Raw genomic sequence first — 15,827 nt, 5'->3', positions numbered from 1 at the left:
TCTGTGCCTCCCGGGCCGGACCGTCGGGCGGTAGTCTCCCGGAGCGCTCGACCTGACACGCGGGTCGGGCCCGGGGTCCAGGGGGATGTCCATGGGGATGTACGGTGCCGACGTCGCAGGGCTGCGGTCGCTCGCCGAGAGCTTCGAGCGCGGCTACACGGATCTCGAGACGACCCGTGGGCTCCTGTCCGAGGCGATCGAGGGCTCGCGGTGGCAGGGCGCCGACGCCGCGGAGATGCGCGGCGGATGGACGTCGATGGCGGACCGCGCGCTCGCGCAGGCGTGCCGCGTCCTCGCCGACTACGCGACCGTGCTCCGACGCAACGCCGACGAGCAGGAGAGCGCGAGCGGCGGCGCGGCCGGTGCGACCGGTGGCGGGGCGACCGGGGGGACGACCGCCCCCTCGACCGCGGACGGCGGACCGGACGGGCGGGGGCCGGACGCCGGTGCGCAGGCCGCCGCGCGCGCCGTCGACCACCTGATCCCCGGGGAGGGCGACGCGCTCGACGCGGTCGGCGACACCACGCACGCGTTCGAGAACGGTGGCGGCAGCGTGACGATCGACGAGGGCGGCATCGAGGGGGAGATCAAGCTCCCCGGCGACGCCCACGTCGGACTGAGCCAGGACGGGGTGGAGGTCGGCGGGAAGATCTCCGGCCCCGGCGTGGAGTCGCCCGTGGAGGGCGTCCTCGCCCTGGAGTCCGGGGTCGAGGTGGTGGGCTCGGTGAAGAACGACGACGGGTTCGACGTGTACAAGCTGTCGGCGGACGCGTCGTCGACCCTGAAGACCGACGTGTCGCTCTGGCGCGTCGACGCCGAGGCGTCCGCGACGGGCGGAGGGCGTTTCGACTTCGAGGTCCGGGTGCCGGAAGGCACCGCGTTCGACCCGAGCACGATCGACCCGTTCGCGCCGGAGACGTACCCGCCGGGCACCCGGATCACGCTGAACGGCGAGGCGTACCGGTCCGACGAGCTCTCGTTCGGCTACGACCTGCTGCGGTCGGAGTCGTCCGGCGAGGAGGCGACCGGCGTCACGACGACCGTCGAGTGGCTCGAGGGCGACACGGTGCGGATCACCACCGGCGACACGGAGAGCATGTCGCTCACCGAGAAGTTCGGCATCGGCACGGGTGACGACTGGTCGGCGATGGTCGGGCGGTCGAACGAGCTGAGCAGCGCGGAGCTCGGCGAGGCCACGCTGGACCTGTCGAGCGACGCGGGACGCGCGGCCTACGACCGCTTCCTCGTCACCGGCGAGCTGCCCGCCGACCCGGCCGACGGCGTCTCCGGCACCACGACGTACAGCACGTACGACTTCTCGTCCGGGAGCTCGGTCGAGCTGAAGACGCCGCTCCTCGAGTACGTCCACGACAAGGTCAGCTCGAGCGGCTCGGGGGTGACGATCCTCAACCCCGACGGGACGAGCGACCACCACGGGCAGGTCGCCCTCTCCGGCGGCGTCGAGCGCAGCTACTCGCACCATCTCGGCACCGACGGCGAGATCGTCCCGTCCCGCAGCACGGACGCGTACGTGTTCCGCGCGACCGAGTCGACGGACTCGTGGGTCAACAACCCGAACCTGGCCCTCGGCGACGGTACGAGCGCTTCACCCGGCAGCACCGTGCGGATCACGTTCACGCCGACGCAGATGGCCGAGCTCCGGGACCTCGCCGCGAGCCAGGCGACTCCGGGCAGCGGGCCGATCTCACAGCTCGTCTACGAGGGCGACGCGTTCACACCCGGCGGGCCCACCGTGCGCACCCCGACCGAGTTCGCGGACGCGCTCTACGGCACGACCGGTGGCGGCACCGGCACGGGCGCTGGAGGCGACGTGATGCTCGAACGCGTCTCGACGATCATGAGCCGCGCGGGGACGGACGAGTTCCCCGGCACCGTCGAGATCGTGAAGAAGTAGCCGCAGCGGCCGGCGTCAGCTGTGGTCGAGGCGCCGCAGGATCGCGCCCTCGCGCAGCGCCCACGGGCACACCTCGACCTCGTCGACGCCGAGGGCGCGCATCGTCTCGACCGCGACGACGCCGCCCGCGACGATCTGGAACGTCCGCTCGGGCGTCACGCCCGGCAGCGCGGTCCGGCCCTCCGCCGTGAGGCGCGCGAGCCGCGGCACCCAGTCGGCGAGCTGCGAGCGCCGCATGCGCCAGCGCTCGTCGGGCCCGACGACGTCGACCTGCATGCCCGCGAGCCGCGCGAGGGACCGGAACGTCTTCGACGTCGCGACGACGTGGTCGGGAGCGGGCAGCGCCTTGAACGCGGCGGCCGTGGGGGCGAGCGTCGCGCGCACGTGCTGACGCAGCGCGTCGACGTCGTCCGGGGCCGGCGGGTCGCCCGGCAGGAACGCCATGGTCATGCGACCGGCGCCGAGCGGGAGCGAGGCCGCGAGATCCGGCTCCTCGTCCACTCCCGACGCGATCTCGAGCGAGCCGCCGCCGATGTCGAGGACCAGGAGCCGCCCTGCGCCCCAGCCCGCCCAGCGACGCGCGGCGAGGAACGTGAGGCGGGACTCGTCCTCGCCCGACAGGACGCGCACGGGCTGCCCGACACGCTCGCCGATCGCGGCGAGGATCTCCCCGCCGTTCGTCGCGTCGCGCAGCGCGGAGGTCGCCATGGGCAGCATCTCGTCGACCGCGGACTCGCGGGCGAGCACCATCGCGTCGTCGACCGCGGCGAGCATCGCGGCGACGCCCTCGTCCGAGAGCGACCCGTCCGGCTGGAGGTACCGCATGATCCGCACGACCGTCCGCGCTCCCGCGGCCTGGACGGGACGCGCGGCGTAGGCCGCGTCGACCACGGCGAGGTGCACGGTGTTGGAGCCGATGTCGAGGACGCCGAGGCGCGTCGCCGGGCGGCCGGTCGAGCCTGTGGTCGTCACGAGCACCGAGGCTACTCGCGCCGGACCGCCCGTGGGGGGAGGGCTCGGCGCGCGAGGTCCGCCGCCCTGCGGGACGGTGGGGGGACGAGGATCCCTGCTCACCGAGGGAAGACGACCATGGACCACCGCCGCTCCGTCCGTCCCGGCTCCCCTAGCTCCGGCCACCGCAGTACCGGTCGGGCTCGTCCCGGCGCCCGAGCCCTCGCCGCGGTCGCCGCCGCGACGCTCGCCGCGACGACCGCCGTCGCCGGGAGCGCCTCCGCGACCACCGACGACGCCGGCCCCGGCACCGACAGCCGATCGCACGGGGGGTGGCACGGGGGGTGGCATGACCGGTGGGAGAAGGTCCCGACCGCCGTCGGGTACGGGGGTGCCGTCAGCACCGTCGACCCGGAGGCCAGCCGGGTGGGTCTCGAGGTGCTGCGTCGCGGCGGAAACGCCGTCGACGCCGCCGTGGCGACCGCGGCCGCCCTCGGCGTCACCGAGCCGTACAGCGCCGGGATCGGGGGCGGCGGCTTCTTCCTGCACTACGACGCGGGGACGGGCGCGGTGTCCACGATCGACGGGCGTGAGACTGCGCCGGCGGACATGCCGCGCGACGCGTTCATCGACCCGGAGACGAACGCGCCCTACCCGTTCACCCCGGAGCTCGTCACCAGCGGCGTCTCCGTCGGCACGCCCGGCACGCCGGCCACCTGGGAGACCGCGCTCGACGAGTGGGGGACCTACTCGCTGGGCAAGGCGCTGCAGCCCGCCACCGCGCTCGCCCTGCGCGGCTTCATCGTCGACGAGACGTTCCGTCAGCAGACGCTCGACAACGCCGAGCGCTTCGCCGCCTTCCCCGCGTCGGCCGAGCTGTTCCTGCCGCGCGGCGACGCCCCGCGCGTCGGGACCCGGTTCCGCAACGTCGACCTCGCGAAGACGTACACCCTGCTCGCGCTGCGCGGCACCGACGCCTTCTACGAGGGACGCCTCGCCCGCGAGATGGTCCGCGCCGTGCAGACCCCGCAGACCAGCCCGGACACCGACCTGCCCGTGCCGCCCGGCTACCTCGACCTCGACGACCTCGACGACTACGAGGCCCTGGTGCAGGACCCGACCGTCTCCGACTACCGCGGGTACGACGTCTACGGGATGGCGCCACCGTCGAGCGGCGGCTCCACCGTGGGCGAGGCGCTGAACATCCTGGAGACGTTCGACCTCGCCGGCATGTCGGACAGCGCGTACCTGCACCACTACCTCGAGGCCAGCGCCCTCGCGTTCGCCGACCGCGGCGCGTACCTGGGCGACGCGGCGTTCGTCGACGTCCCGCTCGACACCCTGCTCTCCGACGAGTTCGCGGCCTCTCGCGCGTGCCTCGTCGACCCGGAGGCCGCCGCGCCCAAGCCCGTCGCGGCCGGCGACGTCGACGCGTTCGACGCCGCGTGCGGCGAGGCGGCCGCTCCGCAGCGCGACGACACGGAGAACGTCTCGACGACGAACCTCACCGTCGTGGACCGGTGGGGAGACGTCGTCGAGTACACGCTGACGATCGAGCAGACCGGCGGGTCCGGGATGGTCGTGCCCGGCCGCGGGTTCCTGCTCAACAACGAGCTCACCGACTTCTCGACCGTGTGGGACGCCGACGACCCGAACCGCATCGAGCCGGGCAAGCGACCGCGCTCGTCGATGGCACCGACGCTCGTCCTGCGCGACGGCGAGCCCGTGCTGGCGCTCGGCTCCCCCGGCGGGTCGACCATCATCACCACGGTGCTGCAGACGCTGACCAACCACCTCGACCGGGGCATGCCGATCGACGAGGCGCTCGCCGCGCCGCGCGCCACCCAGCGCAACACCGCGGGCGTCATCGCCGAGCCGGAGTTCATCCAGGCATACGGCCCGGGGCTCGAGGCGTACGGCCACACGCTCGTGCCGTCCGGCGACTCGTTCACGTCCGCCGCGGAGATCGGTGCGGCGACGGCGGTGCAGATCGGCCCGGACGGGCTGCTGACCGCCGTCGCCGAGCCGCAGCGCCGCGGTGGAGGCTCGGCGCTGGTGCTGAAGCCGGTGAGGAACTGACTCGGGTCGCACGACGGCTGTCAGCCGACCTCGGCGTCGGCCTCCGCGATGAGGGCCTCGGCGTCGGCGACGACCCCGCGGACGGCGGCGCGCGACGCCTCGACCGCCTCCGCGCGCACGGCGACGATCTTGCGGTGCAGGTCCGCGTGCACGCGCCGGCGCACGCCGCGCGCGATCTCCTCGACCTCGTCCTCGCCCGGCCCGTCGCCCTCGGCACGGCGCAGCGCGACGACGTCGTCGACCTCCGCGCGGATGCGGCGCTCGGCGTCCTGGAGGAGCGCGACGACCGCGGTGTCGGCCGCGCGGCCGAGGCGCGTCTCCTCGAACGTGCGCGCGGCGTCGTCGACGATCGACCGCGCGTGCGCGACGAGGTCGGACGCGACGGCGGGCGACCGCGCGGCGAGCGTCGCGAGGTCGTACAGCAGGACGCCCTCGACGTCGGCGACGTGCGGGTCGACGTCGCGGTGCAGGGCGAGGTCGAGCACGACCGTGGGCCGCGCGCCGGGCTCGTCGCCCGCCGCGACCGCCGCGCGCTCGCGCGCCCGGACCACGGACGCGGCGTCGAGCACGTGCTCGATGGCCTGCTCGCGGCGGGAGCCGTCGGCCAGGGCGCGGCCGCGCGCGCCGCTGCACGAGACCACGAGGTCGGCGTCCTCGAGGGCGGTGACGAGGTCGTGCACGGGCTCGACGCCGCGCGCCGCGGCGAACTCCTCGGCACGACCGGACTGGGAGTAGACGCGCACGTCGTCGCACCCGAGGGCGCGCAGCGCGGCGAGGCTCGCCCCGGCGTAGGAGCCGGTGCCGATGAGGACGGCGCGGACCTGGTGCCAGGGCGGGAGGTCGGAACCTGCGAGCTCCAGCCCGAGCGCCACGACGGAGCGACCGGCGCCGCCGAGCGCCGTCTCGGTGCTCACGCGCTTCGAGGTGCGCGACGCGGTCTGGAACAGCAGCTCGAGGGTGGACGACGTCACGCCGTCGGCGTGCGCGGCCTCGAGCGCGCGCTTGACCTGCCCGGCGATCTCGCGCTCCCCGACGACCATCGAGTCGAGGCCGGCGGCGACGGCGAACAGGTGCTCGACCACCTCGTTGCCGGCGCGGGCACGGAACGACGTCGCGGCCTCGACGGCGTCCACGCCGGAGGCCTCGGCGACGAGCCGGGCGACGTGCTCGGTGGCGTGCCGCACGCCGGGGCCGTCGAGCGGGGCGTCGACGTCGAGGTACAGCTCGAACCGGTTGCACGTCGCGAGCACGACCGCACCGGTGATGACGTCGCAGGCCGAGACCGCGGAGCCGCCGATCGACTGGGCCCCGGTGGACAGGCGTTCCAGGGCGTCGAGGTCGAGCTCGTGGTGGCTGGCCGTGAGGGAGAGAAGAGCCACAGTGCCTCCGATTTAATCATTTCCCCAGGAGAGAGGCAGAATCGGTAGCTGTGATTCCTGTCGCGCTTTCTCCCGCCCACCCGCTCCACGACGGCCGCACGGCGCAATCCCCGCTCGTGCGGGCGCTGCGCGCGGGCACCACCGGGGAAAGGCCGGAAATCACACCTGTGTGGTTCATGCGCCAGGCCGGACGGTCGCTCCCCGAGTACCGCGCGGCCCGCGAGGGCGTGAGCATGCTCGACTCGTGCCTGCGGCCCGACCTGGCGTCGGAGATCACGCTCCAGCCGGTCCGCCGCCACGGGGTCGACGCCGCGATCTTCTTCTCCGACATCGTCGTGCCGCTGCGCCTCGCGGGCGTGGAGGTGGACATCGCCCCGGGCGTCGGCCCGGTCATGGGGCAGGCGTACCGCACGCCCGACGACGTCGCGCGCCTCGTCGAGGCCGAGCTCACGACCGAGGCCCTCGCGCCGATCACGGAGGCGGTCGGGCTCACGGTCGACGCGCTCGGCTGCACTCCCCTCATCGGCTTCGCCGGCGCGCCGTTCACGCTCGCGGCCTACCTCGTCGAGGGTCGCCCCTCGCGCGACCACCTCGCCGCACGCGCCCTGCTGCGGTCCGACCCGGAGACGTGGCAGCGCCTCGTCGACTGGGCGGCCGACCTCGCGGGCACCTTCCTGCGCGCCCAGGTCCTCGCGGGAGCGAGCGCCGCCCAGCTCTTCGACTCGTGGGCCGGCTCGCTCTCCCACGCGGACTACGCCGACGGCGCCGCCGGGGCCTCGACCCGGGCGCTGACCCACGTCGCCGACCTCGACGTGCCCGTCGTCCACTTCGGCACCGGGACCGAGCACCTGCTCCCCGCGATGCGCGACGCCGTCGTCGCGGCCGGGGTGCGCGACGTCGTCGTGGGCGTCGACTACCGCACGCCGCTCGACGAGGCCGTGCAACTGCTCGGTGGCACCGTCCCCGTCCAGGGCAACATCGATCCCGCGCTGCTCGCCGCGCCGTGGGACGTGCTCGAAGCGCACGTGCGCGACGTCCTGCGGCGGGGCGGGGTGGCTCCCGGCCACGTCGCCAACCTCGGTCACGGCGTCCCGCCGGACACCGACCCGGCGGTCCTGACGCGCGTCGTGGAGCTCGTCCACTCCGTGAGCGCCGAGTCCGCCGCCGCCTCAGGGGTCGAGGTCCGGTGAGCGCCGCGCCGACGACGCCCGGCGGCGCCTCCCCGGCCGGTCCCTCCCGGCCGGAGGAGACGGACGCGATCGTCGTCGGCGCCGGGGTCGCCGGCCTCACGGCGGCCCGCACGCTGCGCGAGCGCGGGCTGCGGGTCGTGGTGCTCGAGGCCGCCGCGACCGCGGGCGGCCCCGTGAGGGGCGAGTCCCTGCCGGGCCTCGACGGGCTGCGCGTCGACGTCGGCGCGGAGTCGTTCGCGGCTCGCGGCACGGCCGTCGGCGACCTGGCCCGCGCGCTCGGGCTGAGCGTCGTCGAGCCTTCTGGTGCGTCCGCGTGGGGCTATGCCGCGGGCCGCACCTTCCCGCTCCCGCGTGCCGGGGTCCTCGGCATCCCGGCGCACCCGTGGGCCGCCGACGTGCGGCGCGCCGTGGGCGTCGCGGGGTCGCTGCGCGCGAGCCTCGACCGCGTGCTGCCGCGCCGGTTCACCGAGACCGCGACGCTCGAGTCGTTCGCGCGCTCGCGCATGGGGACGCGCGTCACGGAGCGGCTCGTCGCGCCCGTCGCGGGCGGCGTCCACTCCGCGCCGCTCGACCGGCTCGACGTCGACGCCGTCGCGCCCGGGCTGCTCGCCGCGTTCGAGCGCGAGGGGTCGCTCGCGCGCGCGGTCGCGTCCCTGCGGGCGCTCGCGCCGGCCGGCTCGGCGGTGCGCGGGATCGACGGCGGGATGCACCGGCTCGCGGAGGCGCTCGCGACGGACGTCGACGTGCGCGTGCGCCACGAGGTCGTGGACCTCGCCCGCCGCGGCGACTGGGTCGTGCGCGCGGTGAGCCCCGACGGGCCGGTGGAGCTCGTCGCGCCGCGGCTCGTGGTCACCACGCCTGCCGTCGTCGACGCGCTGGGCCCCCTGGTCGGCGGAGCGGCGGACCTCCTGCCCGACCCCGAACCCGGCGCCGACATCCGTCTCGTCACGCTCCTCCTCCGGGCACCGGAGCTCGACGACGCCCCGCGGGGCACCGGGATGCTCGTCGCCCCGCCGCACCGCGACGCGGGCCGCGCGACCCGACGACCCGACGTCGAGGCCAAGGCCATGACGCACTCCACCGCGAAGTGGCCGTGGCTGCGCGCCCGGGTGCGGGACGCCGTCGGGCCCGGTCACCACGTGGTGCGGCTCAGCTACGGACGGATGGGAGCGACGACGGAGCCCGACCTGGGCCAGGTCGTCGCCGACGCGTCGCGGCTGTTCGGCGTCGACCTGCACGGGCGCGTGCTCGGCCACGTCGTGACACGGTGGAACGGTGCGCTCCCGCCGCCGACACCCGCCTACCGGCGCGAGGTCGCGGCATTCACCGCGCGCGTCGCCGACGTGCCGGGGCTGGGGGTCACCGGAGGGTGGATCGCCGGGACGGGGCTCGCGGCGGTCGTGGCGCACGCCCAGGAATGCGCCGGAAAAGTGTGAAGCATTCCGGACCGGCCATTTCGCGCGGATTCCGAGGTGACACATTGTCTGCAACGTCGTGACTGGCCGTCAGGACCATCTCACACCGTCGGCGCGACCTGCCGAGAATTGCCGTCGCGGGCCGGTGCGCATTTCGAGATCGTCACCGTACGGAGGAGACTGGACGCGTGAGCAGCACCTCGACGAACCCTGAGACGGCCCCCGCCGTGATCCGCGTCGGCACCCGCGGGAGCGCCCTCGCCACCACCCAGACCGGCCACGTCGCACGACGCCTCGAGGAGCTGACCGGACGGACGGTCGAGACCGTCCGGATCCGCACCGACGGCGACGTGCTCACCGGCTCCCTCGCCCAGATGGGCGGCACGGGCGTCTTCGTCACCGCGCTCCGCGAGGCGCTCCTCGACGGCCGCTGCGACGTCGCGGTGCACTCGCTCAAGGACCTCCCCACGGCCCCGGCCCCCGGCCTGACCGTCGTCACGCCCGAGCGCGAGGACCCGCGAGACGCGCTGTGCGCGCGCGACGGCCTGACGATCGCGACCCTCCCGCGCGGCGCGCACGTGGGCACCGGCTCGCCGCGCCGCGCCGCGCAGCTGCGGTCTGTCCGGCCCGACCTCGACGTCGTCGACATCCGCGGCAACGTGGACACGCGGCTGCGCCGTGTCCACGGGGAGGACGCCGACCTCGACGCCGTGGTGCTCGCCTACGCCGGGCTGTCCCGCCTCGGCCGGCTCGACGCCGTGACGGAGGTGATCGACACGACCGTCATGGCGCCCGCTGCCGGGCAGGGCGCGCTCGCCGTCGAGGTGCGCACGTCCGAGCTCGACGACCCGGTCGTCGCCGCGGCGCTCGACGCCCTCGACCACGAGCCGACGCGTCTCGCCGTCCTCGCCGAGCGCGCTCTGCTCGCGCGGCTCGAGGCGGGCTGCGCCGCGCCCGTCGGCGCGCACGCGCTCGTCGACGGGGGCGAGGTCGCGCTCACGGCGGTCGTCGCGCGGGTCGACGGCGTCGAGCAGCTCACGCACTCCGCGCGGGCCCTCCTCCCGGCGACCGGCGACGACCTGCGCACGGCGCGGGACGACGTCGCGCTGCGGCTCGGCGAGCGCGTCGCCGACGCGCTCCTCGCCGACGGTGCCGCTCGCCTCGCACCGCTCGGGCCGCCCGCGGGCAGGGACGACGTCGCGGCGGCGGCCCTCCCCGACGCCGGCGGCTCCGACCGCGGCACGGCGACGGGCACCTCAGACCCGGCGGTCGAGACGGCGCGCGAGCAGCTGCGCGACGGCGGCTACCGCGGGGAGCCCGCGTGAGCCCCGGTCGCCTGCGCGACCCGTCGCGCGGCCCGGCACCCGTCGTCCCGGCCCCTCCCGGTGCCGAACCCGGGGTTGCGCGCCTCTCAGCCTCCGGATCGCCGCACAACCCGGGGTTCGGCGATGCGGTGCACCCCCTCGAGAACCGGACCGTCCTCGTGCCGCGCAGCCCCGAGCGCGCCGCCGGCCTCGCGACGACCCTGCGCGCCGCCGGTGCCCGGGTGCTCGTGAGCCCGGCGATCGAGCGCGCCCGCGTCGAGGACACCGCACCCGTGGACGACGCCGTCGCCCGCCTCGCCGCCGGCGGCTACGGCTGGGTCGTGGTCACGAGCGTCAACGCGATCGACGAGCTCGTCTCCGCCGCCGCCCGGCGGGGCACCGCCCTCGGCGACGTCGCGCGCACGGCCCGCTGGGCCGCCGTCGGGCCGGCCACGCGCCGCGCGCTCGAGGCCGTCGGCATCACGGTCGACCTCGAACCGACCGAGAACTCCGCCCGCGGCCTCGTCGCCGCCTTCATCGAACTGTCTACCCAGGGCGAGACGGCAGCGGAGGCGGGGACGGGGGCGGCGTCGGAGGCGAAGGGCGTGGCGGGTCTGGCGGGAGGAGCCCGAGGAACGAGGGCTCCGGATGGTAGCCCGAGCCCCGACGCCGCCCCCGTCGCCGCCGCCCCGTCCACCCGGACCCAGACCCAGACGGTCCTCCTCCCCCAGGGGGACCTCGCCGCCCCGACGATGGCGGACGGCCTGCGAGACCTGGGCCTCACGCCGCACGTCGTCACCGTCTACCGCACGGTCGCGCACGACCTCGACCCCGACGTCGTCGCCGCCTGGCACGCGGGCGAGGTCGACGCCGTCGTGCTGACGTCGGGGAGCGTCGCGCGCGAGGTCGCGCGGCAGCTCGGACCGCGCGACGACGTCGCGGCCGTCGCGATCGGTGAGCCGACGGCCCGGGCGGCGCGCGCCGTCGGGCTGCGGCTCGACGCGGTGGCCGACCGCCCGACCGACGACGCGCTCGCCACCGCGCTGACCACCGTCCTGGCGGGGTCGCACGCCGCCGCGGCCCCCGCACCCGGTACGACCGGACGCCCCCTCGACACAGGAGACCCCTCGTGACCCTCTCCCCCGGACACCACCGGCCGCGCCGCCTGCGCACGACGCCGCGACTGCGCCGGCTCGTCGGCGAGACGCGCCTGCACCCGGCCGACCTCGTCCTGCCGCTCTTCGTCAAGGAGGGCCTCGACGCACCGCGTCCGATCTCGTCCATGCCGGGCGTCGTGCAGCACACCGAGGCGACGCTCGCCGACGCCGTGCGCGACGCCGCCCGCGCGGGGATCGGCGGCGTGATGCTGTTCGGCATCCCGGCACACCGCGACGCGACCGGGAGCCAGGCGGACGCCGAGGACGGGATCCTGCAGCGCGCGATCCGCCTCGCCCGCGACGTCGTGCGCGAGGTGGAGACCGCCGGCACCCGGGGTGGCGCGGCTCCCGTCGTCATGGCCGACACGTGCCTCGACGAGTTCACGGACCACGGCCACTGCGGCGTCCTCGTGCCCGGGCGCGACCAGGACGGCACGGTGGTGGTCGACAACGACGCGACGCTCGAGCGGTACGCGTCGATGGCCGTCGCGCAGGCGCGCGCGGGCGCGGACGTCGTGGCGCCGTCGGGCATGATGGACGGCCAGGTCGGCGTGATCCGCGAGGCGCTCGACGCCGCGGGGTACTCCGACGTCGGGATCCTCGCCTACTCGGCGAAGTACGCGAGCGCGTTCTACGGCCCGTTCCGTGAGGCCGTCGACTCGGCGCTCCAGGGCGACCGCCGGACGTACCAGATGGACGCGGGCAACGCGCGCGAGGGTCTGCGCGAGGCCGACCTCGACCTCGCCGAGGGTGCGGACCTGGTCATGGTCAAGCCCGCGGGGTCGTACCTCGACGTGCTGGCCGCGGTCGCGGAGATGTCTCCGGTGCCGGTCGCGGCGTACCAGGTGTCGGGCGAGTACGCGATGATCGAGGCCGCCGCGGCGAACGGCTGGATCGACCGCCGCGGCGCGGTCACGGAGTCGGTGCTCGGCATCAAGCGGGCCGGCGCGGACGTGATCCTCACCTACTGGGCCACCGAGATCGCCGGGTGGCTGCGCGACGAGACGTTCGGAGGGACGCGCTGATGACGGAGTCGACCGGGTTCGGGGTGGCCGCGGCCGCTCAGGCGGAGACGGTGTCACCGTCCACCACCGCGACGGACAACCACGCGGCGTTCGTCCGCGCGCAGGCCGTGCTGCCGGGCGGCGTGAGCTCGCCCGTGCGGGCGTACGGGTCGGTGGGCGGCGACCCGCGGTTCCTCGCGTCGGCGCGCGGCCCGTACGTGACCGACGTCGCGGGGCGCGAGTACGTGGACCTCGTGTGCTCGTGGGGTCCGGCGCTGCTGGGCCACGCGCACCCCGACGTCGTCGCGGCCGTGCAGGACGCCGCGGCCCGCGGCCTGTCGTTCGGCGCACCGACGCTCGGCGAGGTCGAGCTCGGCGAGGAGATCCGCCGCCGCGTGCCCGCCGCGGAGCGCGTGCGCCTCGTGTCGACGGGCACCGAGGCGACGATGACCGCGATCCGGCTCGCACGCGGTGTGACCGGGCGCGACGTGATCGTGAAGTTCGCGGGCTGCTACCACGGGCACGTCGACGCGCTGCTCGCGGAGGCGGGCTCCGGCGTCGCGACGCTCGCGCTCCCCGGCTCCGCGGGCGTGACCGAGGCGAGCGCGGCCGAGACGCTCGTCCTCCCGTACAACGACCTCGCGGCGGTCGAGGCGGCGTTCGCCGAGCGCGGCTCGGAGATCGCGGCCGTCATCACGGAGGCCGCGCCCGCGAACATGGGCGTCGTGCCGCCCGCCGAGGGGTTCAACGAAGGCCTGCGGCGCATCACGGCCGCGCACGGCGCGCTCCTCGTCCTCGACGAGGTGCTCACGGGGTTCCGCGTCGGGCCGAGCGGCTGGTGGGGTCTCGAGAACGCCGTGCTGCGCGGCCAGGGCGCGGAGGGGTACACGCCCGACCTGTTCACGTTCGGCAAGGTCGTCGGGGGCGGGATGCCCGTCGCCGCGGTCGGCGGACCGGCCGCGGTCATGGACCAGCTGGCGCCGCTCGGGCCCGTGTACCAGGCGGGCACGCTGTCCGGGAACCCGGTCGCCGTCGCGGCGGGCCTCGCGACGCTGCGCCTGGCCGACGACGCGGTGTACGCGCACGTGGACGGCGTCGCCTCGGTCCTGTCGAAGGCCGTCGGCGACGCGCTCGCCGCCGCGGGCGTCGCGCACCGCGTCCAGCACGCCGGCTCGCTGTTCTCGGTGTTCTTCGGCGACCTCGCCGCGAGCGCCGGCGTGCACGACTACGCGCAGGCCCAGGCGCAGGAGTCGTTCCGCTACCGCGCGTTCTTCCACGCGATGCTCGAGCAGGGCGTGAACCTGCCGCCGTCGGTGTTCGAGGCGTGGTTCGTCTCGGCCGCGCACGACGACGCGGCGGTCCAGCGGATCGTCGACGCCTTCCCGGCGGCGGCGCGCGCGGCCGCCGAGGCCTCACCGGCCTGACGAGCACGGGGATGTCCACCGCCGAACACGAGGTTGCCCACCAGAATCCGCAGGATTCGGTGGGCAACCCCGTGTTCGGCTGCGTGCCAGGGCGTGCCCGACGGCGCGTGCGTCAGTAGCCGCGCTGCGCTGCGGTGCCCGCCTGCTTGCCGAGCGAGCGGATCTGGAAGCCGAACGCGATGAGCATGATGCCCCAGAGGATCGCGAAGATCGCGAGGATCCACACGATCGAGACGAGCCCGGCGGTCACGTTGAACAGCACCAGGAGGCCGAAGACGATGCCGAGGAGGCCGGCGACGACGCCCCACACCCAGCCGCTGCCGACCACCTTGCGCAGGTCGATGCTCGCGACGACCTGGAACAGCCCGTAGACCACGGCCCAGAAGCCGATGATCCAGACGAGCACCTCGGCGGTCTTGCCCGGCCAGACGAGCAGCACGATGCCGACCGCCAGGCTCAGGACGCCCATCGTCACGAGGAACGCGGTGCCGTTCCCGGTTCCGCGGCGACGGATGCCCTCGACGATCTCGACGATGCCGTCGACGACCGCGAAGATGCCGATCACCCAGATGATCGCGGCCGCGGTGATCTCCGGCCACGCGATGGCGACGATGCCCAGCACGATGGCGAGCACGCCGCGCAGCACCGGCCAGTACCAGACCTGCTTGGCCGTCGAGGAGAACGCGGTGAGGATGGGGTCCTGCGTCGTCATGGTGCACCTCTCACGTGGGTGGCAGCGCGGATGCGTTCGCGTCCCGCCTCGACCTCATGAAACACCCGGGATTCGCCCGTGTCGCGCCGAACCGCGCGTTTCGCCCACAGCCCTCGGACCGGTCAGGGAGGCGGTCTCCTCCGGAGTGCCCAGCTCCGGTGACCAGGCACGGCCGACGGGAGCACCGACCTCAGGCGCGCACGGGTCGCGGCGCGGCCACCCGGGCCGGCGCGTGCCGGCGTCGGGCCGCCCAGACGACGAGGACGGACAGCGCGAGGACGCCGCCGAACGCGAGCACCGGACCGGCGAAGAAGGGGCCGATCCGCTTGTCCGCGACGACCGTGTACGTGGGCGAGTAGGCGACGTCGGACGCCGCCGGGACGAACGCGAAGTCGGAGACGATCTCCTCGGACGGCTCGGTGAACGTCTGCTCGTGCGCCGTCACGTAACCGCCCGCCCCGAGGAGCGCGGCCAGCTCGTCGCTCGCCACGGTCGCCGGGTCGACGCGGCCGGCGAAGCGGACCTGCGGCGCGGCGAGATCGGCCGTCGCGTCGGCGCGGTCGACGCGCCCGTCGGCGAGGACGTACGTGCGGGTGCGCTGGGTGTCCTGCGCGGCGGCCGACATCCGCATCGGGTAGACGAGCGCGTCGCTCGGGAACGTCACACGCAGCGGCTGGAGCGTGCCGTCGAACGTGGCGGCCGCCTCCGGGGCGAGGCGCGCGGCGACGAACGTCCAGCCCTCGGCGACGTACGGGGCGACCGCCCCGCGGATCGACGGCGTGAGCTGGAAACCGCGCTCGGTGAGCCAGGCGTCGAGCGCGGCGCCGTCGGTCGCCGCGAGCGTCGTGACGTCGAGCGGTCCGAGCCGCACCTCGTCGAGCACGTCGACGCCCGACGTCGCACCCGCACCGTCGGCGGGGGACCCGAACCCGAGCTCGGGCCACCAGCGGTGGTCGGCGACGACCGGTCGGGGCGCGGTGATCGTGTCGAGCTCGCGGAACACCGCCGGGTCGGCGAGCGCGACCTCGGCGGGGGCCGGCGTCGGGAGGATGAGGCCGACCTCCGGGGCCTGGGACAGCGTCTCGAGCTCGAGGAGGAGGGTCTCGGTGGTCCCGTCCCACTGGAGGACCGCCGACTCGGAGCTCACCGCCGTGTCGTACGCGGGGGTGTCGACGAGGCCGCCGCACGCGCACGCGGACGCGGGCGGCGCCGCCGCGAGGAGCCCACCGGCGAGCGCGACCGAGGCGAGGGCGGCACGTGCCCCCCGCCGCGTCGTCGCGGATCGCGTCCCCATGCT

The 15,827-nt window shown here is 75.4% G+C and carries 12 protein-coding genes; 8 read left to right on the top strand and 4 right to left on the bottom strand.

Going from position 1 to position 15,827, the window contains the following annotated elements; genetic code table 11:
- Positions 1-91 precede the first annotated feature (91 nt).
- The gene (locus V5D56_RS05475) at positions 92-1,915 is read left to right on the top strand and encodes a hypothetical protein (RefSeq protein ID WP_435738042.1); all 1,824 of its coding nucleotides are present in this window, start codon (positions 92-94) and stop codon (positions 1,913-1,915) included.
- Between the two features lie 15 nt (positions 1,916-1,930).
- Here V5D56_RS05475 and V5D56_RS05470 read toward each other — a convergent pair whose 3' ends face one another.
- Entirely contained in the window at positions 1,931-2,887 is a 957-nt protein-coding gene (locus V5D56_RS05470; RefSeq protein WP_435738041.1) for a Ppx/GppA phosphatase family protein, read from the bottom strand.
- A gap of 117 nt (positions 2,888-3,004) precedes the next feature.
- Here V5D56_RS05470 and ggt point away from each other — a divergent pair, with 117 nt between their 5' ends.
- Positions 3,005-4,945 carry a gamma-glutamyltransferase gene (ggt, locus tag V5D56_RS05465; protein WP_435738040.1) on the top strand — a complete coding sequence of 647 codons (1,941 nt, stop codon included), beginning with the start codon at positions 3,005-3,007 and terminating at the stop codon, positions 4,943-4,945.
- Positions 4,946-4,965: 20 nt separating this feature from the next.
- Here the strand turns inward: ggt and V5D56_RS05460 are convergent, their stop codons facing one another.
- Complete coding sequence (locus tag V5D56_RS05460) at positions 4,966-6,324, bottom strand: glutamyl-tRNA reductase (RefSeq protein WP_435738039.1); 1,359 nt, start codon at positions 6,322-6,324, stop codon at positions 4,966-4,968.
- 50 nt (positions 6,325-6,374) lie between these two features.
- Between V5D56_RS05460 and hemE the strand changes: the two genes are divergently transcribed.
- The 6 genes from hemE (at position 6,375) to hemL (ending at position 13,818) form a co-directional block, all read left to right on the top strand.
- Positions 6,375-7,514 (top strand): uroporphyrinogen decarboxylase, encoded by a 1,140-nt coding sequence (hemE, locus tag V5D56_RS05455; protein WP_435738038.1) that lies wholly within the window; start codon positions 6,375-6,377, stop codon positions 7,512-7,514.
- Entirely contained in the window at positions 7,511-8,950 is a 1,440-nt protein-coding gene (locus V5D56_RS05450; protein WP_435738037.1) for a protoporphyrinogen/coproporphyrinogen oxidase, read from the top strand. The genes hemE and V5D56_RS05450 overlap by 4 nt, the downstream gene beginning before the upstream one ends.
- A gap of 167 nt (positions 8,951-9,117) precedes the next feature.
- Positions 9,118-10,254 carry a hydroxymethylbilane synthase gene (gene hemC / locus V5D56_RS05445; RefSeq protein WP_435738036.1) on the top strand — a complete coding sequence of 379 codons (1,137 nt, stop codon included), beginning with the start codon at positions 9,118-9,120 and terminating at the stop codon, positions 10,252-10,254.
- Positions 10,251-11,366 carry a uroporphyrinogen-III synthase gene (locus V5D56_RS05440; RefSeq protein WP_435738035.1) on the top strand — a complete coding sequence of 372 codons (1,116 nt, stop codon included), beginning with the start codon at positions 10,251-10,253 and terminating at the stop codon, positions 11,364-11,366. Before hemC ends, V5D56_RS05440 begins: the two co-directional genes overlap by 4 nt.
- Positions 11,363-12,415 carry a porphobilinogen synthase gene (hemB, locus tag V5D56_RS05435; RefSeq protein WP_435738034.1) on the top strand — a complete coding sequence of 351 codons (1,053 nt, stop codon included), beginning with the start codon at positions 11,363-11,365 and terminating at the stop codon, positions 12,413-12,415. Before V5D56_RS05440 ends, hemB begins: the two co-directional genes overlap by 4 nt.
- Complete coding sequence (gene hemL, locus V5D56_RS05430; protein ID WP_435738033.1) at positions 12,415-13,818, top strand: glutamate-1-semialdehyde 2,1-aminomutase; 1,404 nt, start codon at positions 12,415-12,417, stop codon at positions 13,816-13,818. The genes hemB and hemL overlap by 1 nt, the downstream gene beginning before the upstream one ends.
- A 112-nt stretch (positions 13,819-13,930) precedes the next feature.
- Here hemL and V5D56_RS05425 read toward each other — a convergent pair whose 3' ends face one another.
- Both V5D56_RS05425 and V5D56_RS05420 read right to left on the bottom strand, forming a co-directional pair.
- Positions 13,931-14,530 carry an HdeD family acid-resistance protein gene (locus V5D56_RS05425; RefSeq protein WP_435738032.1) on the bottom strand — a complete coding sequence of 200 codons (600 nt, stop codon included), beginning with the start codon at positions 14,528-14,530 and terminating at the stop codon, positions 13,931-13,933.
- A gap of 190 nt (positions 14,531-14,720) precedes the next feature.
- Positions 14,721-15,824, bottom strand: coding sequence for a DUF2330 domain-containing protein (locus V5D56_RS05420; protein WP_435738031.1), 1,104 nt, complete (start codon positions 15,822-15,824; stop codon positions 14,721-14,723).
- Between the last annotated feature and the right edge of the window lie 3 nt (positions 15,825-15,827).

This window comes from Cellulosimicrobium sp. PMB13 (genome assembly GCF_051294865.1).
Taxonomy (GTDB): Bacteria; Actinomycetota; Actinomycetes; order Actinomycetales; family Cellulomonadaceae; genus Cellulosimicrobium.
The sequence above is the reverse complement of the archived record's forward strand: the minus strand, read 5'-3'. Positions and strand labels throughout refer to the sequence as shown.

Bases quoted from the DNA above. Each gene is read 5' to 3' on its own strand.
- V5D56_RS05420 (WP_435738031.1), bottom strand. From the start codon at position 15,824: ATGGGGACGCGATCCGCGACGACGCGGCGGGGGGCACGTGCCGCCCTC.
- ggt (WP_435738040.1), top strand. From the start codon at position 3,005: ATGGACCACCGCCGCTCCGTCCGTCCCGGCTCCCCTAGCTCCGGCCAC.
- hemL (WP_435738033.1), top strand. From the start codon at position 12,415: ATGACGGAGTCGACCGGGTTCGGGGTGGCCGCGGCCGCTCAGGCGGAG.
- V5D56_RS05475 (WP_435738042.1), top strand. From the start codon at position 92: ATGGGGATGTACGGTGCCGACGTCGCAGGGCTGCGGTCGCTCGCCGAG.
- V5D56_RS05425 (WP_435738032.1), bottom strand. From the start codon at position 14,530: ATGACGACGCAGGACCCCATCCTCACCGCGTTCTCCTCGACGGCCAAG.